The following is a 24,043-nucleotide window of genomic DNA, read 5'->3' on the forward strand; positions in this document are numbered from 1 at the left end:
CATTTAGGCTGGAGGGTATGCACGAGCCAAACCAGTCACAGCCCACGCGTGGCCCCCTGCGGATTACCGTGCCATCACGCGCTGACGGGTTCCTTCGACAGTTCACCGCAATGATCGGTGGCCGCCTGGGACGACACAGCGATCCAGGCCGAGTCGATCCAGGATTCTTCAGCGTGGAACGAGTCATTATCCTGATGACCACCGTGGGCGCCTTGCTGATGCTCCTTGCCAAGAACCCCTGCCGGGTCAACGGGTGGACTGGCAACAACCCGTACGCCTATGCGTGCTACAGCGACTGGGTTCCGCTGTTCTCCGCCCGCGGCTTCGCCGAGAACCCCTGGGCGCCATTCAGCGCGACCGCCCAGTTCGAGTACCCGGTACTGATGAGCACGGTGGCCTCGGCCGTTGCCTCGATCATCCCCACGGGGATCGAAAACCGTTCGCTGCTGTACTTCGACATCAACCTGCTGCTCGTTGCGATCCTGTGGATGGTCACCGTGATCGCCACCCTGCGGATGACCGGGCGCCGCCCGTGGGATGCCGCAATGGTGGCTATTGCCCCGGGCATCATCCTGGCCGGCAGCATCAACTGGGACATGTGGGCTGTGGCCTTGCTGGCCCTGGGCATGCTGGCATTCGCACGAAAGCACACCGTCCTTGCCGGGGTGCTGATCGGCTTAGGTGCCGCGATGAAGATCTATCCGTTCTTCATCCTCGGCGCGGTGCTGGTATTGGCCATTCGCACCGGCAGGCTCAAGACCTTCTGGGTGACTGGCGGAACCGCCGCGGCGACATGGGCACTGGTGAACCTTCCCTATGCGCTGGCGTTCCCCGACTCGTTCATGCACTTCTTCAACTTCTCTTCTGAACGCGGGGCAGGCTTCTCCAGCTTCTGGCACGCATGGAATGTCATCGCCGATAACAGGGGAGGGGTCCCGCTCTTTGAAGCCGAACAGATTTCCCGTTACGGCCTGGTCCTCTTCTTCCTGTGCTGCGTGGGCGTCGCAGTGCTGGGCTTGACTGCTAAACGCACCCCGCGCCTGGCCTCCATGGCCTTCTTGATCATTGCTTCCTTTGTCATGGTCAATAAGGTGTATTCACCACAGTTCATCGTCTGGCTGATTCCGCTGTTCGCCCTCGCCTTGCCGCGCTGGCGCGAATTCGTTGTCTGGATGCTCGTGGAAATCGCGCACTTCTACGCTGTTTGGTTCTACCTTGATTCCCTCTCTGCGGAAGAAGCGCAGAAGGCCTTCCCTGAGACCGGTTATGCGGTGCTGGTGCTGGCGCATATGGTGATGCTGGGATACCTGATGTTCTTGGTGGCACGTTCAATTCTTGATCCACGCCACGACCCGATTCGTGCCGTGGGCCAGGATGATCCTTTGGCCGGCCCATTCGCCGGACTGGAGGACCGCTGGACCCTGCGTGGACTGCTGCCTCAATCCAAGAAAACGAATGAAGTGGCGGGAAATAAATCATGAGCGATGTTGCCGTTGTCGGTGCGGGACCCAATGGGCTAGCAGCCGCAGCAGTTGCTGCCCGTGCTGGATTAAGCGTCACGGTATATGAAGCCAACGACACCATCGGCGGGGCCGCCAGAACGCAGCCGCTGAATGGTTCTGCAGCGAAATTCGATTTGGGCAGCGCAGTGCATCCGATGGCCATGCAATCCCAAGCCATGCATGAACTGGGCGTCCACGACAAGGTGGAGTTCATCGTCCCCGAGCTGTCCTTCGCCCATGTGCTGGATCGCCGGACCGCCTACGCGTACAAGGACCTGGAACGCACCGGGCAGGAACTTGGATGCGCGGACGGCGAGATGTACACCCGGCTCCTGGGCCCGCTGGTCAAGCAGATTGACGGGGTCAGCCAGACACTGCTCAACCCTCTGCTGAGGGTTCCCTCGAACCCCGCAGCGTTGGCGACCTTTGCCGTGAGCACGGTGGCGGGCATGGCCGTCAAGGAACTCTTTTCTGGAAAGTTTGAACGCGCCGCCGCGCTCTACGCAGGCTGTTCCGCCCACGTTGCGGGAGGCTCTCGCGGACCGGCCAATGCCGGGGCAGGACTGTTCCTTGCAGCAACAGCGCACGGCAAGGGATGGGCCATCCCGCGTGGAGGTTCCCAAGCCATCAGCGACGCCTTGGCCGAAGAAGCGATGGCTCATGGAGCAAAAATCCTTACCGGCACCCGCGTCAACCATGTTGATGAGCTTTCTGCGCAGAGCATCCTCTTCGATACCTCCGCCGAAAACGCGGCCAAGCTTTCAACAGGACATCTGCCTGAACGGCTCTCGCACGCGTTGAGCAGTATCCGGCGCTCGCCGGGAAGCTGCCTGGTGCACTACGTCCTTTCGGCACCGGTTCCATGGCGCGACGAGACTCTGGGCAAGGCCGGCACCGTGCACCTGGGCGGCACCGCGGCGCAGGTCGGGAAGGCCGAACGCGCCGCAGTGCGCGGGGGAGCGGCGAAGCCGTTCATGATTGTTGCCCAGCCCTCGCAATTTGATGATTCGCGGGCACCGCAGGGCCAGCACGTCATCTGGGCCTACTGCCACGTGCCACTGGATTCTCCGGTAGACATGAGCCGGGAACTGAAGGAAATGATTGAACAGGCAGCCCCTGGTTTCAGCGAGACAATCATTGAATCCCATGTTGTCACCGCCCAGGACTTGGAAGTGCAGAACTCGGCACTGGTCGGTGGCGATCTTTCCGGGGGAACCATGGACCTGCTGGGCAGCATCAAGCGGCCTCGGATCTCGGCCGACCCGTGGTACCTGCAGTCCAAAGGACTGTACTTGGTATCCTCGGCTGCGCCTCCGGGGCCGTCGGTGCATGGCATGGGCGGATTCCTCGGAGCGCAATCGATGCTCAAACGGGAATACGGAATCGCAAACTGGAAATCGGTGAACTGAGAGGCAATGGAATCAGTGCTCGCGCAGCTCGTTGGCTGGGTCTTCCTGGCAGCACTCTGGTGGCTGTTTATCCGGCAATACCGCAAGGACCCACGCCGCTTGGGTCTGGCTGCACTTCTCTTGCCGCTGGTGTTCTTCACCATTTCGGCGGTCGTCGACCTGTTGACCAGTGTGATCCCCGGGTTTGGGTTCCTCTTCTCCATAGTGCTGGTGCTGACCCCGCTGATGGTCGTTGTCTTCGGTGCCGCGCTGATCTACAACGGGATCCTGATGTGCCGGCGCGAAGGAGCCAAACCTGCGAATCTGCTGTCATTGGCAGCCGGGCTATCCGTCTTTGTCCTGCCAGTCATTGCGGTGCTGCTGATTCGCATCGAATCCTGGTGGACCTATTCGCTGGCTTTCGTCCTGTTCATGGCCTCCGTCTTCACGGCGAGCTTGTTCGCCATGCTGTTGCTGTACGCATGGGTGCACGCCAGATACCCATCCAAGGGCGAAGCCGCCGCCGTGGTGGTCCTTGGTGCCCGCACAATCAACGGCAAGGTCACCCCGTTGCTGCGTGGCCGCTTGGACAAGGGCATAGACCTGCATCAACTGCAGGCATCTGCTCGCCCCTTCATGGTTCCGACCGGGGGACAGGGCCATGATGAGGAAGAACCAGAGGGCGTAAGCATGGCCCGCTATCTGCGTGAGCAGGGCATTGCCGATGAACAGATTCTGGTTGAAGACCGGGCCAGGGACACCCTTGAGAACCTGGAGTTCTCCGACGCCTTGGTCCGTGCCCAGCGTCCGGATGGCCAGCTGTGGTTGGTCACCAGCGACTATCATGCGCTGCGTGCAGCGATGGCGTCACGCAAGCTCGGCTTGGATGCCCGTGCCTTCGGCGGGAAAACGGCGGCCTACTACCGTCCGAGTGCCTTCCTCAGGGAATGCGTTGCGATCGTGCGGGATCAAAAGAAGCTGATGGTTTTGCTGGCCCTGCCCTTCGCATTAGCCGTCGCAGGGATGATGTTCGTGCTCACGACGACCTTCTAACTTCCTTGGCACCCTGGGACCATGCACCATCTGGTGCATGGTCCCAGTTTTCGCTTCCCTGCCATCACCCTTTTGGTTGAGCCATAAATCAGCACTGGGGGCGGTGAGAGCTGGGCTCGAATTCCTTAGGCTGGAAATATGATCCAGGCAGAGCAGTTGACGAAGAAATACGGTGGAAAAACCGTGGTCGATAATGCGTCGTTCACGGTCCAAGAAGGCATGGTGACTGGGTTCCTCGGCCCCAATGGTGCCGGCAAGTCCACCACCATGCGCATGATCGTGGGATTGGCCAAACCTACCAGCGGTGAAGTGCTGGTCAACGGGCACGATTTCAAGAAATCACGTCACCCGCTGACCGAAGTCGGCACCCTGCTGGAAGCTAAGTCGGTGCACAAATCCCTGACTCCGCTGGCGCATTTGCGTGCCATGGCGGCTACCGCGGGGATCCCGAAGTCCCGAGTGCACGAAGTGCTCGATCTGACTGGCTTGTCTAGCGTGCAGCGCAAGAAGGTCGGCGGCTTTTCGCTGGGCATGGGGCAGCGGCTGGGCATTGCCACGGCCCTGCTTGGAGATCCGCAGGTGCTGATCCTCGATGAGCCGGTCAACGGCCTGGATCCCGAAGGCGTGGCTTGGGTCCGCAACCTGGCCCGCCAGCAGGCGGCCGATGGCAAAACCGTTTTCATCTCCTCCCACCTGATGAGTGAAATGGCCCAGACGGCGGATCACCTGATCGTGATTGGCCGTGGCCGCATCATGGCCGATGCGCCGATCACTGAATTCATCGACAACGGTCTTGACCAGACCATTGTGCGTTCAGCCGACATTGAGATCTTGATGAATGCGTTGAATGGTGAAGGTATTCAGCTACGCCGGATTGATGAGCATGGCCTGGAAGTTACCGGCCCCGATTCAGAAACCATTGGCCGCCGTGCCTTGGAATACGGGGTGGTGCTCAGCGAATTGCGTCCGCTGCAACGCACCTTGGAAGACGCCTACATGGAATTGACCCGCGATGCCGTCGAATACCACTCGAACACAGTTGCCGAGACTGGCGGCGGGAAGTAAGGACATGTCTAACCATCTAGCAACCGCACCGCATGGCAAGGTCACCCTCTTCGGCGTGCTGCGCAGTGAGTCCATCCGTTTCTTCTCCCTGAACTCCACCCGCATCCTGGTTCTCTTGGCCATCGTGTTCTATGTGGGCATTGCAGCCGTGGCCACTTGGGGCATTGGTTCGCTCAGTGCCAGCATGGGCGACACGGATCAGATGCCGGGCATGGAAGGCCTATCGTCCCCGGGATTCGCCGCTGAGCTCATCGGCTCGGGCCTGGTCTTCAGCCAGCTGATCCTTGGCGTGCTTGGTGTCCTGCTCTTCAGCGGTGAATTCACCACCGGTTCAGCGGTAAGCACGTTCCTGGCCAGCCCGCGGCGACTGCGTGTCCTGGCCGCCAAGGGCATCTTGATCATCCTGCTTACTGCCGTCGTCCAGATCATCAGCTCGCTCTTGGCCTTCGCGATCAGCAAGCCGATTGCCGAGAACTACCAGATGAATCTGGAATTCAGCAGCGACGCCTTCCAACGGGTGCTCTGGTACGGGACGCTGGCGGTGACCATGGCGGCGTTGATCGGTTTGGCGTTGGGGATGCTGCTGCGCAACTCGGCCGGCGGCATCACCAGCCTCGCTGCCCTGTTCTTCGTGCTGCCGATCATCCTTTCCATCCTGACCGCCTTGACCGACTGGGCGCAGGATATCGCGAAGTTCACCCCTGACCAGCTGGGCATGGGGTTGGCGACGCCCGCAAGTGTTGTCACCGACTTGGAGACCTGGCAGCAACTGCTGGGCGTGGCGGGTTGGGTCGTGCTTCCACTGGTATTGGGTGCAATCCTGCTGACCAAGCGGGACATCAAGTAGCGCAGGGATTGATCGAGAAAACTAGACTGGAAACATGAGCCAACCGACGCTGCAGGAAACTGTGGTTTCCTTCGATGAACTGGCCGCCAAGCGCATGGGCCGGATACGCCGTTATTTGCGTACCCACCCGCGTTTGGTGGTCATCGGTGCGGTAGTCATCTATCTGCTGCTCACACTGCCCGGTGTCCTGGTCATGGCAGCGATGCCAGAAGCCAACGCCACCGGCCTGCTGGTCGTCACCCTCGCCGTCAGCGCTGCCTTGTTGTACCGGCGCCGGGCACCGATGACGGTGATCATCCTGGTGTTCATTTTCGAATGCCTGGCCCTGGTGATTGCTGGTCCGCAAGGTGGACTGGGCGGGGTAGGCATGATTATCGCCCTGTACACGGTCGCCACCAGCTATTCGGCCAAACGCACCATCCCGCTGGCCATCCTGGCCGGCAGCTTCCAGACGGTCCTGATGGTGCTGATGGGCTTCCCCGACATGGCCGGAATGGAATTCGACCCGCAAGATGGAATCGACGAAACCATCTTCACGCGCGTCATCATCGCCGTCTCGGGCAGCTTCGTCATCGGTTTCTACATTGCCGCAGCCGCGGTGGGCATGAATGTGCGCAACGCGCGCATCCACGAAGCTGAACTGAACCACTGGGCCTCGCAGGTCTCCGGACTGGCCCAGGTGCAAGAGCGCAACCGCATCGCCCGCGAAATGCACGACGTTGTCGCCCATTCGCTTTCGGTGATGATTGCCTTGTCAGAGGGGGCACGAGTGGTGGCCAAGCGCGATCAGGTCCGTGCCGACGAAGTGCTCAATGAGCTCTCTGGAACCGGTCGCGCCGCCCTGGCGGATATGCGCCGCATGCTGGGCGTGCTTCGCCAAGAAGAATCCGGAGAGCTGGCCCCGCAGCCTACCGGCGGGAACGTGGAGCAATTGCTCGAAGGATTCCGTACCGCAGGTCTGCCGGTCTCATTTACCCATACGGGCGATCCGCTGCCGGAGGACACCACCTTCCAGCTGACCGTCTTCCGTATCATTCAAGAGTCCCTGACTAATTCCTTGCGCTATGCCCGTAACGTAAGTGATGTGCAGGTTCGCCTGGAACGGCGCCGCGAAGAACTGCGCATGGAAATCATGGACAACGGAGATGCAACGAGAGTTCCGAGTATCGGCAGCGGACGCGGTCTGCGCGGCATGCGCGAACGAGCCGCGCTCTTTGGCGGAACGGTTGATGCCGGACCGGTAGCCAGTGGCGGATGGATTGTGAAAGCGGTCCTCAAGCTGCCCGAATGCAGCTTGCAGAACGAAAACCAGAAGGCAGTGAAGGAATAAGCGTGGAAGACAAAATCAAGGTACTGCTGGTCGATGACCAGCCCCTCTTACGCATGGGATTCCGCCTCATCCTCGAAGGTGAAGACGACATCGTCATCGCCGGCGAAGCTGTCGATGGACTCGATGCCCTTGCCCAGACGGCCGCACTGAAACCCGATGTGGTCCTGATGGATGTGCGCATGCCCAAGATGGACGGCTTGGAAGCGACCGAACGCATCGCCAAGGACCATCCGGAAACCAAGATCATTATCCTGACGACCTTTGACCTGGACGAGTACGCCTTCTCAGGGCTGCAGGCAGGAGCCAGTGCGTTCCTGCTCAAGGACGTGGCCCCGGAAGAACTGGTCCAAGCGGTGCGCCTGGTAGCTTCCGGCGACGCTGTGGTGGCACCCCGGGTGACTGCCCGCCTGCTGGAAACCTATGTGCGCAACGCTGGCGCCGGGAACCGGAACCAGCCGGCCGAAACTCCGCATGACCCGCTGCTCGATGATCTTACCCCGCGTGAGCAGGAAGTGCTGCGTGCGCTTTCCGAGGGACTATCCAACGCCGAGATTGCACACCGTTTCTTCCTTTCCGAAGCAACGGTGAAAACCCACGTGCGGCGCATCCTGACCAAATTGCATCTGCGCGACCGTGTTCAAGCGGTGGTGTACGCCTACGAGACTGGGCTGGTCATTCCATCCCAAGGCCTGGACTACTAGGCATCGCTGAGGCAGCAAAATGGCCGCCGGGTGAAACCCCATGGGGTTCCGCCCGGCGGCCATGGAGCTTTCTAGCGCTTATTGGCCTTGCGCTGCTTCTTCGCCGTAGAGCGCAGCTGTATCACGCGGGCCACCCCGGCGATCGCGACCACTAGGGCGCCACCAATAGCGGCAAAGAACAATGCCAGCCCGAGGTTGACCTGTCCCTGATACGCGAAGTAGTTCAGGGTCACCTGCTCCTGGTTCTGGGCAATGAAGATGATCAGCAGGATCAGCACGAGCAAGCCGAAGATCGTAGCGGTCCAGATACGACCCAACTTGGTCGCTGGGAGCTTATCTGCACCGGCAGGTTTGGCCCGTTGGACCTTGGAATCCATCGGTACGGTGGTCTCCACTTCGACCTCGCGTGATACTGCTGGAATGTTCTCTTGCTCTGGTGTTCGATCAGCCGTAGCCATGATGAACTCGCTTTCCTTGTCTCCGGGACTGCTTTCAGCTTCGTCGAGAGCGAGGTGCCAAGTCAAGACCCGGATAGGGGTGTCTGCCAGGTTGCCAGGGCGGAGGCAGGCCCAGCAGGACATCAGCAAATGTGGTTCAGGCTACTAAGCTGGGAGGCAACTCGACTTTTCAGGCGGGAACCAAAACCTGAAGAACCGTCTGACAAACATCTCTTGACAGAAAGAAGTGAGTAACCAGCCATGGCACAAGCCGCAGCAATGGCCCACATTGCAGATCTGGCCGAATACGTCGCAACCTCGCCATCGAGCTACCACGCCGCGGCCTCGGCCGCGCAGCGCTTGGACGCTGTTGGATTCACCGGTCTGGACGAAAAGCAGGCTTGGAACCTGGTCCCGGGTTCCTACTACGTGGTCCGCGACGGTGCGATCATCGCTTGGGTGCAGCCAGAAGCTGCCACTGCGACCAGCGGATTCCATATCCTCGGCGCCCACACCGACTCGCCGGGCTTCAAGCTCAAGCCGAAGCCAACCACCGGTTCCAACGGCTGGTGGCAGGCAGGGGTCGAAGTCTACGGCGGACCGCTGCTGAACTCCTGGCTGGACCGCGAACTGGTGCTCGCCGGCCGATTGGTGCTCAAGGACGGTTCCGAGCACCTGGCGAAGACCGAACCAATCCTGCGCATCCCGCAACTGGCGATCCATCTGGACCGCCAGGTCAATGAGGGCCTGACCCTGGACAAGCAGACCCACACCAATCCAATCTTTGGCGCCGGCGATCTGGCGGATGCCGACATCCTGGCGATCCTGGCGAAGTCTGCAGGTGTCGACCCGGCCCAGGTAGCCGGCTACGACATCCTGACCGCGCCCGCGCAGCGCGGCGAGGTCTTTGGCGAGGGCAAGAACTTCTTCGCCAGCGCCCGGCTGGATAACCTCACTTCGGTGCACGCAGGCCTGATTGCGCTGACGGGCCATTCCCGCAAGCCAGCAGGCAACCGCATTGCCATGCTTGCTGCCTTCGACCACGAAGAACTGGGTTCCTCCTCGCGCTCGGGCGCTTGCGGCCCATTCCTGGAAGAGCTGATCAACCGCATCCAGGCATCCATGGATGCCTCAGTTGAAGACACCGCTCGCGCCCTGTCGAATTCTGTATGCCTGTCTGCCGATGCTGGCCACGCGGTTCACCCGAACTACCCAGAGCGCCACGACCCAGCCAACCGTCCGCAGCTGAATGCCGGCCCGCTGCTGAAGATCAATGCGAACCAGCGTTATGCCACCGATGCGGTGGGTGCTGCCGCATTCGCCAACTGGTGCGAGTCGGCGGGAGTTCCCTACCAGGAGTTCGTGTCCAATAACCGCGTACCGTGCGGATCCACCATTGGACCATTGACCGCGACCCGACTGGGGATTCGCACCCTGGATGTGGGAGTCGCGCTGCTGTCCATGCACTCGGCCCGCGAGATGTGCGGCGTTGACGACCCTTGGTATCTGTCCAAGGTCTCTCGCGAGTTCTTCGGAGCCTAGCAAGTCCAACCTGAAAAGCCGGCCTGCGGGCTGGCTTTTCGCCTCCCCGGGGGATCTTCGCCCGATACGGTTTACTGGTGGCATAATCGGCACCATGACGATCCTCAACCAGAACACGTTGATCTTCCAGCAGACGAAGAGCATCTCGAAGAACGACTTCGCGATCCTTGATTCGTCCGGGATGCAGATTGCCCACGTGGATACCGGCGGAAGCGCGCTGGGCCGCATGTTCGTCGGGGCTCGCGAACTGACCGTCTTTGACGGACCAGGCAATCCGGTTGTCATGGTCAAGGACACGATGACCATGGGCCGCGATCGTTTTGAAATCCTTGATGGCAACGCTGCCCCGCTGGCCAGCCTGGTCAAGAGGATCACTTTCTTCAAAACCAGGGTCTCCATCTCGATGCTGGGCGAAGAGCTCGAGTTACTGGGTAGCATCTGGGACTTCGACTTCCGGATCACCGGTCCCGGCGGAGTTCTGGGAACCGTGACCCGGGAATGGTCCGGGATGGGCAACGCATTGCTGGGCAAGTCGACCTACGCCCTGCGCTTGGCGGAAAACCTCAACGCACAGCAACGCCAGGCAGTGATCGGCTCGGTGCTGGCACTGGATTTGATCCGTGAGAAGCAACAGCGCAAATCATAATGGAGCTGAGATAGTCGCGGCCAGGAATACTTCTTCATGGCAGGCCAGCGTAGGTTCAGGAATGCTGTCGCGTTGCAGTCGGGTAACTGTCACGTCGATGTCGTGGTGCTTTCGGGGCGCCATTGGCTAGCGTAAGTGGCATGAATGAATCACGGATTGCAGAGCTTCGCCGCGCTAGGGGCTGGACGCAAGAACGTCTAGCCGCAGAAAGCGGCATCACTGTCAGAACGGTCCAACGGCTCGAAGCCGGAAATGATGCGAGCTTGGAGACTATCTCACTGGTCGCCAAGGCCTTGGAGGTGCCGGTTGGAGACCTGTTCAAAAGCGTCCAGACTCCGAAGTTCTCCGAGGCCGTGGATGGGCTTGAAGCGCGGGCCCAAGCAGATCAAGATCGTCGGGATTCGGCAACCAAGGGGATCCTGGCCGTGTTCCGCGGGCTGGGCATCCTGGTCACTTTCGGCACGGTCATCTTGGCTACCACCGGCAACTTTGGGTGGTACATCTGGTTGCTGATCCCGGTGTACTGGGGCGTCGGGCAGCTGCTGCTTGAGGCTGCTTTCCGTCTGAGCCTGGATGCCAAACTCGACGCCAAATACCCGCTGTCCACGGCAAATCGGAAACTGCTGGGCTAGGTCCATGCTGCGAAGCGCAAACCCAGGCACCGCCCATGAGGTTCCCACGGGTCGTTAGACCGACTGTTGCCCATTGATAACCTGCTGTTTACCCCCTGCTGGTCTGATCAAAGACTATGAGTTCGAATTCCCTGCAGGTCAAGAATTTCCGCCCGGAGATCCAAGCGCTCCGCGCCTTGGCGGTTCTGCTGGTCGTCGCCTATCATCTTGAGCCATCCGCAGTTCCAGGCGGTTATATCGGGGTTGACATCTTCTTCGTCATCTCGGGCTTCCTGATTACCTCGCACCTGCTGCGTGAAGCCGAACGCACCGGCCGGGTCAGCCTCGCAGCCTTCTTTGCCGGCCGAGCGCGAAGAATCCTCCCGGCTGCCATGCTGGTGATCCTGGTAGTTGTCGTGGCAAGCCTGCTGATCTTTCCCAAAACCCAGTGGGGTGCCTTGGGCACCCAGGCCATCGCCTCTGCCTTCTCGGTGCAGAACTGGGTTCTCGCCGCCGACTCCGTCGACTACCTCGCTTCGGATCAAGCACCCGGGCCGTTGCAGCACTTCTGGTCCTTGGGCGTGGAGGAGCAGTTCTACCTTTTCTGGCCGTTGCTGGTTTTGGCCGTGTGCCTGTTGGCCAAACCGAATGCGGACGCTAGCAGTGGCGATGGATTTGCCCCGCGGCGCCGCATGCTCTGGATCATTTTCTCAGCCACCGCACTTTTGTCGCTGGGATACTCGGCCTATGCCGGTTACTCAGGTAATAGCGCCGGATACTTCATCACCACCACCCGCATTTGGGAACTGGCCGTCGGCGGACTGCTGGCCTTGGCAGTCCAGGCGCACGCCAACGGCGCCTTGAAGCTTCCACCGTGGGCAACCAGCTGGCAGTTCAGAAACCTTGCCGTACTCGTGGCTTTGGCGGCGATCTGCTTCGCGGCATTCAGCTACAACGCCACAACAGTCTTCCCGGGGATTGCGGCGGCCCTCCCGGTTCTTGGCTGCGCCGTGGTGATTGCCGCGGGCAGTACGCGAGGACCTGGTTCCCTGCACCCGCTGGTGAACTGGGCTCCCGTTCAATGGGTCGGCCTCGCCTCGTATTCGCTGTATCTGTGGCACTGGCCACTGATCGTATTCTTCATCGAACTGGCCGGGGGCAACCCGGACCCATTGCAGTCGCTGGCCTTGCTGGCCGGGTCCCTGCTCTTGGCTTGGGCCAGCTTGAAGTGGGTCGAAACTCCCATGCGCCACTTCCGCCCCATAGCCGGTTCTCCTGCCCGCTCCTTGATTGCAGGGGCGGCGATGGTCGGGCTGGCCGCGTCCATCGCGCTATTGCCAGGTGCCATGCAGCAGCATCTTGTGGGCCAGGAGCAGCGTGAGCTGGGCGCGATGATGCAAAACCCGCCAGCTGGTTTTGGCGCGGCCTCCGTGGGCCAGGGCGCACCTGCGTACCTTTCCGGCCATCGCCAGGTCGTCCCGCTTCCTGCGACGGCCGCCGAGGACCAGCCCGAACTGGGAGATTGCGTCCAAGAACCGAAATCCACCCAGATCAAGGAATGCGAATTTGGCAGCGAGGACGCCAGCTACACCGTGGCCCTGGTGGGTGATTCCCATGCAGCCCACTGGTTCGAGGCCGTCAGCCGATACGCCCAAAGCAAGGGCTGGAAAGTGGTGACCTATCTGAAGAATTCCTGCCCGTTCTCCGAGGCCCAGCGCAAGGCGGATCGGGATGGCAGCATCAACTGCGAAGAAGCCATCGATCAGACCATGGAAGCTCTGGCTGCGCGCAATGACATCAACGCGGTGATCACCTCGAATTGGGGAGGGGCCACCTTTACCACTGACGCGGCACAGGGGCTGGCTTCGACGTGGTCCGCCCTTGAAGACGCGGGCCTGCCGGTCTACGCCATTGTGGACACCCCGCGGCCGCCACAGGATTCCTATGCGCGCGACTGCGTGGAAGAAAACGTGCAGGACCCGGATAAGTGCGCCTTCCCGGAAAAGGGAGCCTATGAAGTGGGCGATGCCACCAAGCAGGCCGCCGAACTGGAGCCGCGCGTCGAAGTGCTCGACTTCAGCGATTACTTCTGCATGGATGGAACCTGCCCGGCAGTGGTGGGGAATGTCTTGGTCTACCGGGACAAGCACCACATCAGCGATACCTACATGCGCACCTTGGCCCCGATCTTTGGCGAAAGGATCGAGGCTGCCTTGGATTCCGAGTAGCCCAGCATGATTTAGGACACCAAGGCTTATGCAAGTTCGGGTCTCTCGGGTAGGATTGGAAGGTCTGTGCCACTGCATGCCCGAAAGTTGGGCGTCTGGTGCACAGATAACGCAAGAACCTCCTGTTGCGGAAATACCGCGACCGTTTAGCCCAAAGGAGGTGGGTTCACATGCGTGCTTATGAACTTATGGTCCTCATTGATCCAGAGGTCGATGACCGCACCGTAGAGCCAACCATCGAGAAGTACCTCGAGGTTGTCCGCTCCAACGGTGGCACTATCGAAAAGGTTGATGTCTGGGGTCGTCGCAAGATGTCCTACGAGATCAAGAAGAAGGCAGAAGCCACTTACGTAGTGGTGAACTACACCGCAGAGCCAGCAGCTTCCGCTGAGCTTGAGCGCCAGCTCAAGATCAACGAACTGATCCTGCGCCACAAGGTCACCCGTCCGGAAGAGGCACGCGTTTAATTACGCGCAACCTTCCGTCGTAGGAATTAACGTTCAATCTTTTTAAGGAGAGTCAATGGCAGGCGAGACTGTTATTACCGTTATCGGAAACCTGACTGCCGATCCGGAGCTGCGTTTTACGCCGTCCGGTTCAGCCGTAGCGAACTTTACGATCGCTTCGACTCCTCGCACCTTTGACCGCCAGTCCAATGAGTGGAAGGACGGGGAAGCCCTGTTCTTGCGCGCATCGGTGTGGCGCGAAGCTGCAGAGAACGTTGCTGAAACGCTGACCAAGGGCATGCGTGTCATCGCCCAGGGCCGGTTGCGTTCACGTTCTTACGACACCAAGGAAGGCGAACGTCGCACCGTCATGGAGCTTGAAGTCGATGAAATCGGCCCATCGCTCCGTTTCGCGTCCGCCAAGGTCACCCGTACCCAGCGCTCCGGCGGTGGCAACGGTGGCTTCGGCAACGGTGGTGGAGGTTTCTCCAACGCACCGCAGCAAAGTGCACCAGCTCAGGCGCCGCGTCAGCAGCAGCCTCAGCAGGGTGGCGGATGGAATGCTCCAGCCGCAGACCCATGGAGCACCGGCGGAAACAACGGTGGCGGCTGGGGCAACCCGGGCGCAGACGAACCGCCTTTCTAAACAATATTTATTCACCATCCCGCAGATCACTCTGCGGGCTCCAAAGCTAAGGAGCTCCACGATGGCTAAGGCTGAAATCCGTAAGCCCAAACCAAAGTCCAACCCATTGAAGGCCGCTGACATCACTGTCATCGACTACAAGGACACCGCACTGCTGCGCAAGTTCATCTCCGACCGCGGTAAGATCCGCGCTCGTCGTGTAACTGGCGTTTCCGTTCAGGAACAGCGCAAGATCGCACAGGCAATCAAGAACGCACGTGAAGTAGCCCTGTTGCCTTACTCCGGCGCTGGCCGCGGCTAAGGAAGAGGGATAGCAAAATGGCAAAGATCATTCTGACTCACGAAGTATCCGGTCTCGGTGCTGCTGGCGATATTGTCGAGGTAAAGAACGGCTACGCCCGTAACTACCTGCTGCCACGCGGCTTCGCAATCGTCTGGACCCAGGGCGGTGAGAAGCAGGTGGAGTCGATCAAGGCTGCACGTGCTGCTCGCGCCGTTGCAAACCTTGAGGATGCTCAGGCACTTGCAGCTAAGCTGAAGTCCCAGCCGGTGAAGATCACCATGAAGGCTGGCTCGAACGGTCGCCTGTTCGGCACCGTTAAGACCACCGAAATTGCTGCTGCCGTAGAGGCTGCCGGTCTGGGTAAGATCGACAAGCGCAACATCGAGGTCAACGACCAGATCAAGTCGACTGGCAACTACACCGCAACCGTTCGCGTTCACGCTGACGTTCTTGCAAACCTGCGCCTGCAGGTTGTAGCTGCTGCCAAGAAGTAAGTCTTCTAGACTCAGCTTCTGTCCAAGAGGTGGCGTGCACTCCGCAAGGAGAGCACGCCACCTCTTGGCGTTAACCGGATTTCTTTGGGCCTCCGGGTCAACGAATAGCAAGTTCCACCTTCGAATAGGCTCAAAGCCAATTCAGAATCTTGAGTTCGTTCACGCTTTCGGCGCTTACCGGCTGGCGCGAGACCGCATCAGCGAACGAGAGAAATCTGTGATGATTCCTGCCACGACAAATCCGAATGCAGGTAACCAGGTGATCGCCCATCCGGAGAAAGCCATTGTTTCGCGATCCCGTAGGAATATCGCCAGCAAAGCCCAAAGAAAACCTAAGGCCACGCCTACGAGAATGAAGGCAGAGTGGCTCTTTGGAGATGCTGTTGCGGGAAAGGACTCCGCATATTCTGCAGGAGATCCAAAGTTGGCTGTCGCGTCTTCGTAGCTGGTGGCTTCGGACTCGACCTCTCTGGCTATATCGCGGATGGTGGCCGTATCCACGTTTCGTAGTGAAAGGCTGTAGCGCAGTTCGTCGATGTAGGTTTTGAGGTTACTTTCCATGGAAGGCTCCTAGTTGAACTGTTCTAACCAGTTTTTGACTGATTTCAAGGTCTGATGACCCTGCTTGGTGATTTCGAAGATTTTGCGTGCGGGTCCGTGAGCGGTGATTTGCCAGTCGGAGACGATGTCCCCGGACTCTTCCATGGTTCGAAGCAGTGGGTATAAAGTCCCGCTTTTGATGCCAGGCACTCCGAGCTCTTCGAGCTTAGCCAGCATGGAGTATCCGTGTTCGGGTTTTTCTGCCAGGAAGCTTAGAAGAACGACCGGAAGCATGGAACGCTTCACCTGTGGAAGTACTCTGCTCTGTGACATGACTTAAGTATGAATCCTACATAGGTGCATTTCTATCCTTCGTTCGGATGATCTTGGCTTAGCAGCATCCGGCGATTCAATTCCGAGCCGGAACTGGTCATGGTCACTTAGAAGTGGCTAACATTTCACCAGATCGTCTTGCGTCCAATGCGTCATAATCATTGGCTTGGCCAATTTGCAGCAATAGCCTCAAAGATGAGTACGTCCAAAGCCAGCACGATCGAGAGAAGCGGTGGAACAAATGGGTTTTGCGTATGCGGATCCTGAAGTATTGACCGAGGCGCAACGCGAAGCTGTGGCAGAGCATCAGCTCCGTGTGCAAAGCGAGTCCCGGCGCCTGTCGTTGCGTGCGCTGCGCGAAGAGGCAGAACTGAGCCAAGTAGAACTTGCCACCGTGCTGAAGCTGAGCGTGGACCGCATCGCCCGCATGGAGACCGGGGACCTTGATCGAGTCCAGCTGGCCACCCTGCGCCGCTACGCAGAAGCCATGGGCGCCCGCCTGCAAGTGAAAGCGATCCGCGAGGGCACGCACGCCGAACTTGGCTAGCGATCGAGCTCCCGGCGGTCGCTGCCAAGCTGCCATTCCTGACCGACCGGTCAGCGCAAATAGAGCGCACCTCATCGATAAATATGCCACCCATCGCTCAGGAGCGCACAGCGAGGCCTGAATCACTGTGCCGACCAGCTAAAGTATTCCGGTGAGACGCGGGTTATAGACCTGTGTCACAAGGAAGTTCTGAAGGGGTTATTTTGCACGAACGTATTCACCACCGGGCCTTTGCTGATCGCTTGATGAGCGCCGTGCAAGCTGCAGAGTTCATTAAGCCAGGCATGACTGTCGCCATGAGCGGCTTTACCGGTGCAGGATACCCGAAGGCCGTGCCCGGGGCACTGGCGGCGCAGATGGAGCGCCAGCACGCTGCGGGCAAGGACTTCAAGATCAACGTGCTTACCGGCGCTTCCACCGCCCCTGAGCTTGATGGCGTGCTGGCCAAGGCCGAAGGCATGAACCTGCGCCTGCCGTACATGTCCGACCCCGAGCTGCGCCGCCGCATCAACGAGGGCAACATGGAATACATGGACATCCACCTGTCCCATGTCGCCCAGCACGCCTGGTTCGGCTTCTACGGCAAGATCGACTTGGCCATCGTCGAAGTTGTCGGCGTCACCGCCGAGGGCGACTTGATCCCTTCCAGCTCGGTGGGCAACAACAAGACCTGGCTGGAGATGGCCGACAAGATCATCATCGAGGTCAATTCCCAGCAGTCTGCGGCCATGGAGGGCATGCACGATGTCTACTACGGCACCGCACTGCCTCCGCACCGCAAGCCGATCGACCTGAGAACCGTGCGTGACCGCATCGGCCAGCAGTACATGGACGTCGACGTCAACAAGATCGTCGCCGTCGTGGAAACCGACGCGCCAGACCGCCTGAGCCCCTTCGCCCCGGTGGACGAGACCAGCGAGAAGATCGCCGATCACCTGCTGACCTTCCTGGATTCCGAGATCCGGGCCGGACGCCTGTCCGAGAAGCTGCTCCCGCTGCAGTCGGGCGTGGGCAATATCGCCAACGCAGTGCTCGCTGGCCTAGCCCGTGGCGGCTACAAGGGCCTGACCGCCTATACCGAGGTCATCCAGGACGGAATGCTGGAGCTGATCAAGGACGGGACCATCGAGTTCGCCTCTGCCACCAGCTTCTCGCTGTCTTCGGAGGGCATCGAGGAATTCAACCGCAACGTCGACCACTACCGCGAGCGCATCCTGCTGCGTGCCCAGGAGATCTCGAACCATCCGGAGATCATCCGCCGGCTGGGCTGCATTGCGCTGAACGGCATGATCGAAGCCGACATCTACGGCAACGTGAATTCCACCAACGTGCTGGGATCGCACGTGATGAACGGCATCGGCGGCTCGGGCGACTTCGCCCGCAACGGCTACCTGTCGGTGTTCATGTCCCCGTCGACCGCCAAGGGCGGCAAGATCTCGGGCATCGTTCCTTTTGCTTCGCATGTGGACCACACCGAGCACGACACCATGATCCTGATTACCGAACAGGGCCTGGCCGACCTGCGCGGCCACTCGCCAAAGCAGCGTGCGCAGCTGGTCATCGATAACTGCGCCCACCCGGAGTACCGCCCGATGCTGCAGGACTACTTCGACCGTGCGTGCAAGGAAAGCTACGGCAAGCACACCCCGCATCTGCTGGGCGAGGCCCTGTCCTGGCACCAGCGCTTCCAGGAGACCGGAGACATGCGCCCGGCCAGCTAGTCGCCGGCCAGACGGGGCGCGATGCGCAAGATGCGGTCATCGCCCGCCCCTGGCTGGCCGCGCCCGTCGGTATTGTTGGTCAGCACCATCAGTGCGCCGTCAGGATCCACTAGCACGTCGCGTAGCCGGCCGAGCCGGCCATCGAGCAGTTCATGCTCGGTGGCCGGCTCGTCCAGTTCCACCGCGCGCAGCACTTCTCCGCGCAGATTCGCCAGGTAGAGGGTGCCATCGAGGATCGCGATGCCGCTGGGGCTGGCCTCGGACGGGGACCACTGCGCAATCGGATCGGTGTACGACGGATTTCCGCCGCTTTTTCCCTCGGCTTCGGGCCAGCCGTAGTTTCCCCCGGCTTCGATGATGTTCAGCTCGTCGAAGTTGTTCTGTCCGAACTCGCTGGCGTACATGGTGCCATCAGCACTCCACGCCAGGCCCTGCACATTGCGGTGCCCGTAGCTGTAGACGAGGGAATTCTCGAACGGGTTGTCGTCCGGGACGCTGCCGTCAGGTGCCATGCGCAGGATCTTTCCGCCCAGCTGCTGCAGGTCCTGGGCTTGCTGGGGATTGCCCGCATCGCCCACGGTGGCATAGAGCATCCCGTCCTGACCGATGGCCAACCGCCCGCCGTTGTGGATGCTGGCCGAGGGCAACCCGTCAATCAAGGTGCGCGGGGCCGACAGTGAAAGATTCCCGGCGCTGCCTTGCACCGTGAACCGCTGGATGCGGTTGCCGGATTCAGCGGTGGAATACGCAAAAAGCTGGTCTGGGGAGAGGAAGGCCAAGCCCAGCAGTCCGCCTTCTCCGGTCGCCACCAGATCATCGAGCCGAGCCACTTCGCGGCCTGGTCCGGATCCTGAGATCTCCACGATCCGCCCAGAATTGCGTTCGCTGACCAGCAGGCTGTCTTGGGCGTAAACCATGGACCATGGGGCGTCCAAGCCGGTGGCCAGTGGTGCTGGAACAGCTTGCGATTCGGTAGCTGGAGCTGAAGGCGGCGTTGTCGCGGAGCATCCGGCGAGGAACACTGCGCCGAGCACTAGGCAGGTACCCAGAATGCGCTTCATCGAGCTGCTATGCATGGGCTGGTTGATGGCGCGTCGGGCGATAAGTCAGTTCCTGGATCCGTCCGTCCAGCAGCTTGGACTCGACAAGTTCCAGATCGTAGTCATCGACCCCGCCAAGTACCGGGGCAGAACCGCTATGCCCGGTCAGTACCGGGAAGATGGTCACCTGGATGAAGTCCACAAGACCTGCCGCCAGCAGGGAATGGTTCATCGCTAAGCAGCCGTGGGAGCGCAGCGGCACATCTGAAGCTTCCTTGAGCTGTGCGACGACTTCCAGTGCATCAGCGCGCTCCAGCGTGGGGTTTGGCCAGGACAGCGGCTCTTCCAGGGTGGTGGAGATGACGGTGGCGGGCTTGTCGTGCAGGGCCACACCCCACGCGTCTTCAACCTCGGGATTCGCCTCGATTTCTGCCCAGAAGCGGCTGAAGAGACGGAAGGTGTTGGCCCCGAAAACTATGCGGCAAGCCGGAGTGTAGAGCGCGAGGCGGTGGGCTAACAGCTCTGGCCCCTGTTTTCCCCAGTAGCCGCCCCAATCGCCGGCGGCGCTGCCGAAGCCATCGAGGCTGCTGAACACATCGAAGGTATAGGTCGCACTCATGGCGAATCTCCTGGAGCTTGAGCGTTAGATGCCATCTACCGTACGCCCGTGCTCGCGGTGTGAAAACCAGCTAGGCCGGATTCTCAGGCAAATCCATATTCTGGATATGCAACTGGCCGCTTCGTCCTTCTGAGGATGCGGTGTTTCACGTACTCGGTATGGTGCCTCTCGCAGGACTCGCAGGACTCGCAAGTTCGCTTAGAGTGCATCTAGGGTCCCTGCTCCGAGTTGTCTTGACACATACCAAGATACTTGGAATCCGAAAATACCGAGGAGACCTCTATGGTCCTTGAACGAGGGTGACTCCGAGCGCTAATAGTTGCACGGCCAGTACGCCAAGAGCTACGGATATGAGTCCCCATTCATAGCTTTTCTTTGCTGTGGCGATAATGCCACCAGCTAAGCCAAATGCGCTAGGTAGGAAAAACATCCACAACGGCTTTGCCTCCCCTGAGCCGTTCCAATCAACTAGGGCCAGGGCCGATGCAAGCGCCAGTCCCATCATCACCCAAGTCCATAGGGGACATTTGCCGATGAGTTTCTTGGAGGAGACGTTCATTTGCGCAACTTCTTTCTTTGCTTGAGAGGACTACTTCAGTGGATTGCAGAAACATTATGTGAAGTAGAAGCTCACTGAACTGGACCGCCAACAGCCCAAGGGTATCCCTGCCGCTGCCTTCACTATTTGCAAACCGAGCGCACTAGTAGCTGGTTTGGCACATGGAGTCTTGGCTTGCGCTGAGCTGAATTGATTTAACAACTTGCCCATTTCCAGAGCATGAGAATCCGTGCCGTCGGCACGGGCCTTCTTCATGTCGAAGTAGACCTGCCCATGTCGAGTTGCCGTGCAAGCCACGTAGTCGAATCCCATCCGGCATGAGGGTCTTATTTCTCAGGCAAATCCACATTCTGGGTGCGCAACTGGCCGCGGGATAGCTGCTTGCCGGTGGATTCATCGGTGATGATGACCTCCCAGAGCTGCTGGGTGCGCCCTTGGAATAGCGCGGTGGCGATCACCTGGACCCGTGCTCCGGTGGAAGGGCGCAGGAAGTCGGTGGCGTTGTGCACGCCGACTGCGAATTGCCCGCGTTCGGCCACCGCGTAGCTGGCGCCCACCGATCCTGCGCTCTCGATGATCGAGGTGTACACGCCGCCATGCACCACGCCCCAGGGGGTGTGGTGGTTCTCGTCCAACTGCGCGTGGCCGCGTACTTCAGTGGCTGTGATTTCATCGAATTCCAGTCCGATGCTTTCGCTGAAACGGCTGGACTTGTTGGGAATCCGTGGTGCTGGGTTATCCAATTGGTGATCCTCGGGCTAGTTCGGTGTGCTGGCTTCTAGCGCCTGGGCGCGCAGGACATTCTTCTGCACCTTACCAGTGGAGGTGCGCGGCAGATCCTGCGGGAAGACGATGGTGCGCGGCACCTTGAAACCGGCCAGTTTTTCGCGGGCGAATTCAATCAGCGTTTGCGCGTCCAGGGAGGATCCGCTGGCGCGGATGACATATGCCACCGGACGCTCGCCCCATTTCTCGTCCGCTATGCCGATGACGGCCAGGTCCAGCACCTCAGGGTGCGAGGCCAGCGCCTGCTCCACCTCGATGGTGGAGATGTTCTCGCCGCCGGAAATGATGATGTCCTTGGCCCGGTCGCGCACCTGGATGTAGCCATCCGGGTGCATGACACCCAGATCGCCGGTGTGGAACCAGCCGCCATGGAAAGCTTGGGTAGTGGCCGCTTCATCGCGGTAGTAGCCGATCATGACGTTATTGCCGCGCAGCACGATTTCGCCCATGGTCTGTCCATCCGCCGGGACATCGTTCATGTTCTCGTCAACAATGCGTGCGGACTCGGCGGTAATCATGCCAACGCCTTGGCGGGCGAGCTTCGCGGCCCGGTCCGGGCCATCGAGGGCATCCCACTCATCCTGGTACTCGCACACCGTGTACGGTCCGTATACCTCGGTGAGGCCATATACATGGACTACCTCGATGCCCAGTTTCTGCAGCTTGGAGATGATTGCAGGGGACGGGGGAGCACCTGCGGTGGTGATGCGCAGTGGCGCATCGAGCTGGTGGGCGCGGGTGGAGTCAGCGATGATCGAGCAGACGGTTGGAGCGCCGCACAAGTGGGTGGTCCCCAGATTCTCGATGGCATCCCAAACGGCATCTTCGCGCACGCCGCGCAGGCACAAGTGGGTTCCTCCCGCTGCGGTGACCGCCCACGGAGTGCACCAGCCGTTGCAGTGGAACATCGGCAGGGTCCACAAATAGCGGGTCTTGGCGGTAAAGCCCTGGTGGTGCGCTTCGCCCAACGAGTTCAGGTAGCTGCCGCGGTGCGAGTAGAGCACGCCCTTCGGCTTGCCGGTGGTGCCCGAAGTGTAGTTCAGGGTGATCGGAGCCCGCTCGTCAGCGATGGCGTAGGGAAGCTTTTCATCCGCGGCTTCTGCGATCAGTTCGTCCAGGGTGGCGTCGACTATTACCTCGGGACGCTCTCCGGCGAACTGGTCATCGGTGATCTCGATGAGCGCCTCCAGTGTTGGGTTCTCTTGGCGCAGAGTCTTGGTGTTCTCCAGCAGCTCTGTGTCGGCAAGCATCAGCTTGGCGGCAGAATGATCAACGATGTACTGCAGCTCGTGGGCCGAGAGGCGGGTGTTCAGGGCAATGAGTACTCCGCCCGCCAGCGGTACGGCGTAATGCGCCATGAGCATCTCGGGAGTATTCGGTGCCAGCACGGCCACGCGGTCGCCTGGCTCAATGCGTGCTTTCAGCGCCTGGGCAAAGCGGTGCACCCGTGCTTCGAATTCTTCATAGGAGAAGCTGCGAGTTCCATGGATTACGGCGGTCTTCTTCGGATAGGCCTCGGCTGTGCGTTCCAAGAAACGCAGTGGGGTCAATTCTGAATGGTTGGCCTGAATCTCTACCATGGTGTGGCTATTCCTCAATCGTCATCGGTGGTTACGGAGAACAATAAGCGGGAGTGTGACTCAACGCACTCCACGACCAATAGTGGCATGAACCTCAGCGTCATGCCGAGAAACCAAGTTTCATTACGGTGGGCGGTAGGGAATTCGCGGCAGGGCCCCGAGCCCAGGGGAGGCGTTGGTGTTCTGCCGAATCAAGATCGGCGAAAGCCTGCTGCGATCGTGGGGCCGAGGTGTTCAAAGAAGCGCGGCATCTGGCGAATAAAAGACTGCCCAAGGGCTTGCTGCGGGGCCTCGGATCGAATATTGCGTCGAATATTGCGATTTGCGAAGTGAAATGTTTGACGACTGTTCGTCATGAGCCATATCGTTTTAAACAGAATCAAGAGCATCAGCTATAAGCCCTGGCTTGCTGATCGGCAACCCTCTCAACGGTAGTGGGGTGCTCCAGGTGAGGATTCGGTTCCACGCAAAATGTGCTGGAACAAGTACCGCACACGGCGCGGAACTTCAGCCCAAGCGGCTTCGAGTAACGAGAAGCCAATGCTTGCAGGCTACTGCGCGGTGGGCAAGACCCAAAGGAATCGAGCCATGTCATTGAATCTTGAACTTGACCCGTTGACCCTGCGCAAGGTTTTCGCTCAGCATCCATCAGGGGTAGCCGCCCTCTGTGCAGAACTGGATGGCGTGAAGACGGGAATTGTCGCTTCATCGTTTACCGTGGGAGTTTCCCTCGAACCTGCACTGGTGATGTTCGCCGTGCAGAAGTCCTCGAACACTTGGCCAAAGCTGCGCGAAGCTGGCCGCATTGGCGTCTCAGTGCTGAGCGAACGCAATGATGGTGTCTGCGCTCAGATTGCCTCGAAAAATGGCGACCGGTTCCGCGGAATCGATACCTATTCCTCGGATCAGGGCGCGCTCTTCGTCAACGACTCAACGTTGTGGCTGGAGACTTCGATCTACAACGAGGTCGAAGCGGGGGATCACTGGGTAGTCCTGATGGAAGTCCACGGGCACCGCACCTCCGAGCACTCGCCACAGATCTTCCATGATTCGCGGTTCCATTCGCTGCCGATTCCTGAGCTCGTATAAGCGCTTCGCA

At 60.0% G+C, this 24,043-nt stretch carries 26 protein-coding genes and 1 riboswitch; of the genes, 18 read left to right on the top strand and 8 right to left on the bottom strand.

Annotated features, from left to right (window positions below; genetic code table 11):
- Positions 1–17: 17 nt before the first annotated feature.
- From AC1Z36_RS02740 to AC1Z36_RS02770, 7 genes are all read left to right on the top strand, one after another.
- A complete protein-coding gene (locus AC1Z36_RS02740) occupies positions 18–1,481 on the top strand; it encodes a glycosyltransferase family 87 protein (protein WP_133833771.1) in 1,464 nt (487 codons plus the stop codon).
- A complete protein-coding gene (locus AC1Z36_RS02745; RefSeq protein ID WP_483561632.1) occupies positions 1,478–2,911 on the top strand; it encodes a phytoene desaturase family protein in 1,434 nt (477 codons plus the stop codon). Before AC1Z36_RS02740 ends, AC1Z36_RS02745 begins: the two co-directional genes overlap by 4 nt.
- Positions 2,912–2,917: 6 nt before the next feature.
- Positions 2,918–3,943 (top strand): YdcF family protein, encoded by a 1,026-nt coding sequence (locus AC1Z36_RS02750; RefSeq protein ID WP_105656598.1) that lies wholly within the window; start codon positions 2,918–2,920, stop codon positions 3,941–3,943.
- Positions 3,944–4,081: 138 nt separating this feature from the next.
- Positions 4,082–5,008 (top strand): ABC transporter ATP-binding protein, encoded by a 927-nt coding sequence (locus AC1Z36_RS02755; protein WP_105656597.1) that lies wholly within the window; start codon positions 4,082–4,084, stop codon positions 5,006–5,008.
- A gap of 4 nt (positions 5,009–5,012) precedes the next feature.
- Positions 5,013–5,855: an ABC transporter permease gene (locus AC1Z36_RS02760; protein WP_483561633.1), complete on the top strand. Its 843-nt coding sequence runs from the start codon at positions 5,013–5,015 to the stop codon at positions 5,853–5,855.
- A 34-nt stretch (positions 5,856–5,889) separates the two neighbouring features.
- Entirely contained in the window at positions 5,890–7,185 is a 1,296-nt protein-coding gene (locus AC1Z36_RS02765) for a sensor histidine kinase (RefSeq protein ID WP_105656595.1), read from the top strand.
- Positions 7,143–7,886 carry a response regulator gene (locus tag AC1Z36_RS02770; protein ID WP_105656594.1) on the top strand — a complete coding sequence of 248 codons (744 nt, stop codon included), beginning with the start codon at positions 7,143–7,145 and terminating at the stop codon, positions 7,884–7,886. Before AC1Z36_RS02765 ends, AC1Z36_RS02770 begins: the two co-directional genes overlap by 43 nt.
- A gap of 71 nt (positions 7,887–7,957) precedes the next feature.
- On the opposite strand, the gene AC1Z36_RS02775 is transcribed toward AC1Z36_RS02770, so the two are convergent.
- Complete coding sequence (locus tag AC1Z36_RS02775) at positions 7,958–8,410, bottom strand: LapA family protein (RefSeq protein WP_483561634.1); 453 nt, start codon at positions 8,408–8,410, stop codon at positions 7,958–7,960.
- Positions 8,411–8,584: 174 nt separating this feature from the next.
- Between AC1Z36_RS02775 and AC1Z36_RS02780 the strand changes: the two genes are divergently transcribed.
- The 8 genes from AC1Z36_RS02780 to rplI all read left to right on the top strand — a co-directional run bounded on the left by AC1Z36_RS02780 (position 8,585) and on the right by rplI (position 15,219).
- Positions 8,585–9,865: a M18 family aminopeptidase gene (locus AC1Z36_RS02780; protein ID WP_105656592.1), complete on the top strand. Its 1,281-nt coding sequence runs from the start codon at positions 8,585–8,587 to the stop codon at positions 9,863–9,865.
- Between the two features lie 94 nt (positions 9,866–9,959).
- Positions 9,960–10,511 carry an LURP-one-related/scramblase family protein gene (locus tag AC1Z36_RS02785; protein ID WP_181149064.1) on the top strand — a complete coding sequence of 184 codons (552 nt, stop codon included), beginning with the start codon at positions 9,960–9,962 and terminating at the stop codon, positions 10,509–10,511.
- 140 nt (positions 10,512–10,651) lie between these two features.
- Positions 10,652–11,143: a helix-turn-helix domain-containing protein gene (locus AC1Z36_RS02790; RefSeq protein WP_105662213.1), complete on the top strand. Its 492-nt coding sequence runs from the start codon at positions 10,652–10,654 to the stop codon at positions 11,141–11,143.
- A gap of 116 nt (positions 11,144–11,259) precedes the next feature.
- The gene (locus AC1Z36_RS02795; RefSeq protein ID WP_483561635.1) at positions 11,260–13,350 is read left to right on the top strand and encodes an acyltransferase family protein; all 2,091 of its coding nucleotides are present in this window, start codon (positions 11,260–11,262) and stop codon (positions 13,348–13,350) included.
- A 170-nt stretch (positions 13,351–13,520) separates the two neighbouring features.
- On the top strand, positions 13,521–13,817 hold the full coding sequence (gene rpsF / locus AC1Z36_RS02800) for a 30S ribosomal protein S6 (RefSeq protein ID WP_060703203.1): 297 nt from the start codon (positions 13,521–13,523) through the stop codon (positions 13,815–13,817).
- A gap of 55 nt (positions 13,818–13,872) precedes the next feature.
- Positions 13,873–14,442 (top strand): single-stranded DNA-binding protein, encoded by a 570-nt coding sequence (locus AC1Z36_RS02805; RefSeq protein ID WP_013350684.1) that lies wholly within the window; start codon positions 13,873–13,875, stop codon positions 14,440–14,442.
- A 61-nt stretch (positions 14,443–14,503) separates the two neighbouring features.
- Positions 14,504–14,743 (top strand): 30S ribosomal protein S18, encoded by a 240-nt coding sequence (gene rpsR / locus AC1Z36_RS02810; protein ID WP_013350683.1) that lies wholly within the window; start codon positions 14,504–14,506, stop codon positions 14,741–14,743.
- Positions 14,744–14,760: 17 nt separating this feature from the next.
- The gene (gene rplI / locus AC1Z36_RS02815) at positions 14,761–15,219 is read left to right on the top strand and encodes a 50S ribosomal protein L9 (protein ID WP_105656588.1); all 459 of its coding nucleotides are present in this window, start codon (positions 14,761–14,763) and stop codon (positions 15,217–15,219) included.
- 174 nt (positions 15,220–15,393) lie between these two features.
- Here the strand turns inward: rplI and AC1Z36_RS02820 are convergent, their stop codons facing one another.
- Both AC1Z36_RS02820 and AC1Z36_RS02825 read right to left on the bottom strand, forming a co-directional pair.
- Positions 15,394–15,780 (bottom strand): hypothetical protein, encoded by a 387-nt coding sequence (locus AC1Z36_RS02820; protein WP_483561636.1) that lies wholly within the window; start codon positions 15,778–15,780, stop codon positions 15,394–15,396.
- Positions 15,781–15,789: 9 nt separating this feature from the next.
- Complete coding sequence (locus tag AC1Z36_RS02825) at positions 15,790–16,092, bottom strand: PadR family transcriptional regulator (RefSeq protein ID WP_483561637.1); 303 nt, start codon at positions 16,090–16,092, stop codon at positions 15,790–15,792.
- 241 nt (positions 16,093–16,333) lie between these two features.
- On the opposite strand from AC1Z36_RS02825, the gene AC1Z36_RS02830 reads away from it, so the two are divergent.
- Positions 16,334–16,639 carry a helix-turn-helix domain-containing protein gene (locus AC1Z36_RS02830; protein WP_105662216.1) on the top strand — a complete coding sequence of 102 codons (306 nt, stop codon included), beginning with the start codon at positions 16,334–16,336 and terminating at the stop codon, positions 16,637–16,639.
- A 203-nt stretch (positions 16,640–16,842) separates the two neighbouring features.
- Entirely contained in the window at positions 16,843–18,360 is a 1,518-nt protein-coding gene (gene scpC / locus AC1Z36_RS02835; protein WP_483561638.1) for a succinyl-CoA:acetate CoA-transferase ScpC, read from the top strand.
- Here scpC and AC1Z36_RS02840 read toward each other — a convergent pair.
- The 5 genes from AC1Z36_RS02840 to AC1Z36_RS02860 all read right to left on the bottom strand — a co-directional run bounded on the left by AC1Z36_RS02840 (position 18,357) and on the right by AC1Z36_RS02860 (position 22,944).
- Positions 18,357–19,421: a PQQ-dependent sugar dehydrogenase gene (locus tag AC1Z36_RS02840; protein ID WP_483561639.1), complete on the bottom strand. Its 1,065-nt coding sequence runs from the start codon at positions 19,419–19,421 to the stop codon at positions 18,357–18,359. The two genes, scpC and AC1Z36_RS02840, sit on opposite strands and share 4 nt — an antisense overlap.
- A 7-nt stretch (positions 19,422–19,428) precedes the next feature.
- Positions 19,429–20,019, bottom strand: coding sequence for a dihydrofolate reductase family protein (locus AC1Z36_RS02845; RefSeq protein WP_483561640.1), 591 nt, complete (start codon positions 20,017–20,019; stop codon positions 19,429–19,431).
- A gap of 280 nt (positions 20,020–20,299) precedes the next feature.
- A complete protein-coding gene (locus tag AC1Z36_RS02850) occupies positions 20,300–20,578 on the bottom strand; it encodes a hypothetical protein (protein WP_483561642.1) in 279 nt (92 codons plus the stop codon).
- A gap of 326 nt (positions 20,579–20,904) precedes the next feature.
- Complete coding sequence (locus tag AC1Z36_RS02855) at positions 20,905–21,321, bottom strand: PaaI family thioesterase (RefSeq protein ID WP_483561644.1); 417 nt, start codon at positions 21,319–21,321, stop codon at positions 20,905–20,907.
- Between the two features lie 15 nt (positions 21,322–21,336).
- Positions 21,337–22,944 carry an AMP-binding protein gene (locus AC1Z36_RS02860; protein WP_483561645.1) on the bottom strand — a complete coding sequence of 536 codons (1,608 nt, stop codon included), beginning with the start codon at positions 22,942–22,944 and terminating at the stop codon, positions 21,337–21,339.
- 377 nt (positions 22,945–23,321) lie between these two features.
- A riboswitch (SAM riboswitch) is annotated at positions 23,322–23,438 on the top strand.
- A gap of 94 nt (positions 23,439–23,532) precedes the next feature.
- Here AC1Z36_RS02860 and AC1Z36_RS02865 point away from each other — a divergent pair.
- Positions 23,533–24,033: a flavin reductase family protein gene (locus AC1Z36_RS02865; protein ID WP_105656581.1), complete on the top strand. Its 501-nt coding sequence runs from the start codon at positions 23,533–23,535 to the stop codon at positions 24,031–24,033.
- The last annotated feature ends 10 nt before the right edge of the window (positions 24,034–24,043 follow it).

The organism is Glutamicibacter sp. BS14 (assembly GCF_056934375.1).

Bases quoted from the DNA above. Each gene is read 5' to 3' on its own strand.
- AC1Z36_RS02740 (WP_133833771.1), top strand. From the start codon at position 18: ATGCACGAGCCAAACCAGTCACAGCCCACGCGTGGCCCCCTGCGGATT.
- AC1Z36_RS02745 (WP_483561632.1), top strand. From the start codon at position 1,478: ATGAGCGATGTTGCCGTTGTCGGTGCGGGACCCAATGGGCTAGCAGCC.
- AC1Z36_RS02750 (WP_105656598.1), top strand. From the start codon at position 2,918: ATGGAATCAGTGCTCGCGCAGCTCGTTGGCTGGGTCTTCCTGGCAGCA.
- AC1Z36_RS02755 (WP_105656597.1), top strand. From the start codon at position 4,082: ATGATCCAGGCAGAGCAGTTGACGAAGAAATACGGTGGAAAAACCGTG.
- AC1Z36_RS02760 (WP_483561633.1), top strand. From the start codon at position 5,013: ATGTCTAACCATCTAGCAACCGCACCGCATGGCAAGGTCACCCTCTTC.
- AC1Z36_RS02765 (WP_105656595.1), top strand. From the start codon at position 5,890: ATGAGCCAACCGACGCTGCAGGAAACTGTGGTTTCCTTCGATGAACTG.
- AC1Z36_RS02770 (WP_105656594.1), top strand. From the start codon at position 7,143: ATGCAGCTTGCAGAACGAAAACCAGAAGGCAGTGAAGGAATAAGCGTG.
- AC1Z36_RS02780 (WP_105656592.1), top strand. From the start codon at position 8,585: ATGGCACAAGCCGCAGCAATGGCCCACATTGCAGATCTGGCCGAATAC.
- AC1Z36_RS02785 (WP_181149064.1), top strand. From the start codon at position 9,960: ATGACGATCCTCAACCAGAACACGTTGATCTTCCAGCAGACGAAGAGC.
- AC1Z36_RS02790 (WP_105662213.1), top strand. From the start codon at position 10,652: ATGAATGAATCACGGATTGCAGAGCTTCGCCGCGCTAGGGGCTGGACG.
- AC1Z36_RS02795 (WP_483561635.1), top strand. From the start codon at position 11,260: ATGAGTTCGAATTCCCTGCAGGTCAAGAATTTCCGCCCGGAGATCCAA.
- rpsF (WP_060703203.1), top strand. From the start codon at position 13,521: ATGCGTGCTTATGAACTTATGGTCCTCATTGATCCAGAGGTCGATGAC.
- AC1Z36_RS02805 (WP_013350684.1), top strand. From the start codon at position 13,873: ATGGCAGGCGAGACTGTTATTACCGTTATCGGAAACCTGACTGCCGAT.
- rpsR (WP_013350683.1), top strand. From the start codon at position 14,504: ATGGCTAAGGCTGAAATCCGTAAGCCCAAACCAAAGTCCAACCCATTG.
- rplI (WP_105656588.1), top strand. From the start codon at position 14,761: ATGGCAAAGATCATTCTGACTCACGAAGTATCCGGTCTCGGTGCTGCT.
- AC1Z36_RS02820 (WP_483561636.1), bottom strand. From the start codon at position 15,780: ATGGAAAGTAACCTCAAAACCTACATCGACGAACTGCGCTACAGCCTT.
- AC1Z36_RS02825 (WP_483561637.1), bottom strand. From the start codon at position 16,092: ATGTCACAGAGCAGAGTACTTCCACAGGTGAAGCGTTCCATGCTTCCG.
- AC1Z36_RS02830 (WP_105662216.1), top strand. From the start codon at position 16,334: ATGGGTTTTGCGTATGCGGATCCTGAAGTATTGACCGAGGCGCAACGC.
- AC1Z36_RS02840 (WP_483561639.1), bottom strand. From the start codon at position 19,421: ATGAAGCGCATTCTGGGTACCTGCCTAGTGCTCGGCGCAGTGTTCCTC.
- AC1Z36_RS02845 (WP_483561640.1), bottom strand. From the start codon at position 20,019: ATGAGTGCGACCTATACCTTCGATGTGTTCAGCAGCCTCGATGGCTTC.
- AC1Z36_RS02850 (WP_483561642.1), bottom strand. From the start codon at position 20,578: ATGAACGTCTCCTCCAAGAAACTCATCGGCAAATGTCCCCTATGGACT.
- AC1Z36_RS02860 (WP_483561645.1), bottom strand. From the start codon at position 22,944: ATGGTAGAGATTCAGGCCAACCATTCAGAATTGACCCCACTGCGTTTC.
- AC1Z36_RS02865 (WP_105656581.1), top strand. From the start codon at position 23,533: ATGTCATTGAATCTTGAACTTGACCCGTTGACCCTGCGCAAGGTTTTC.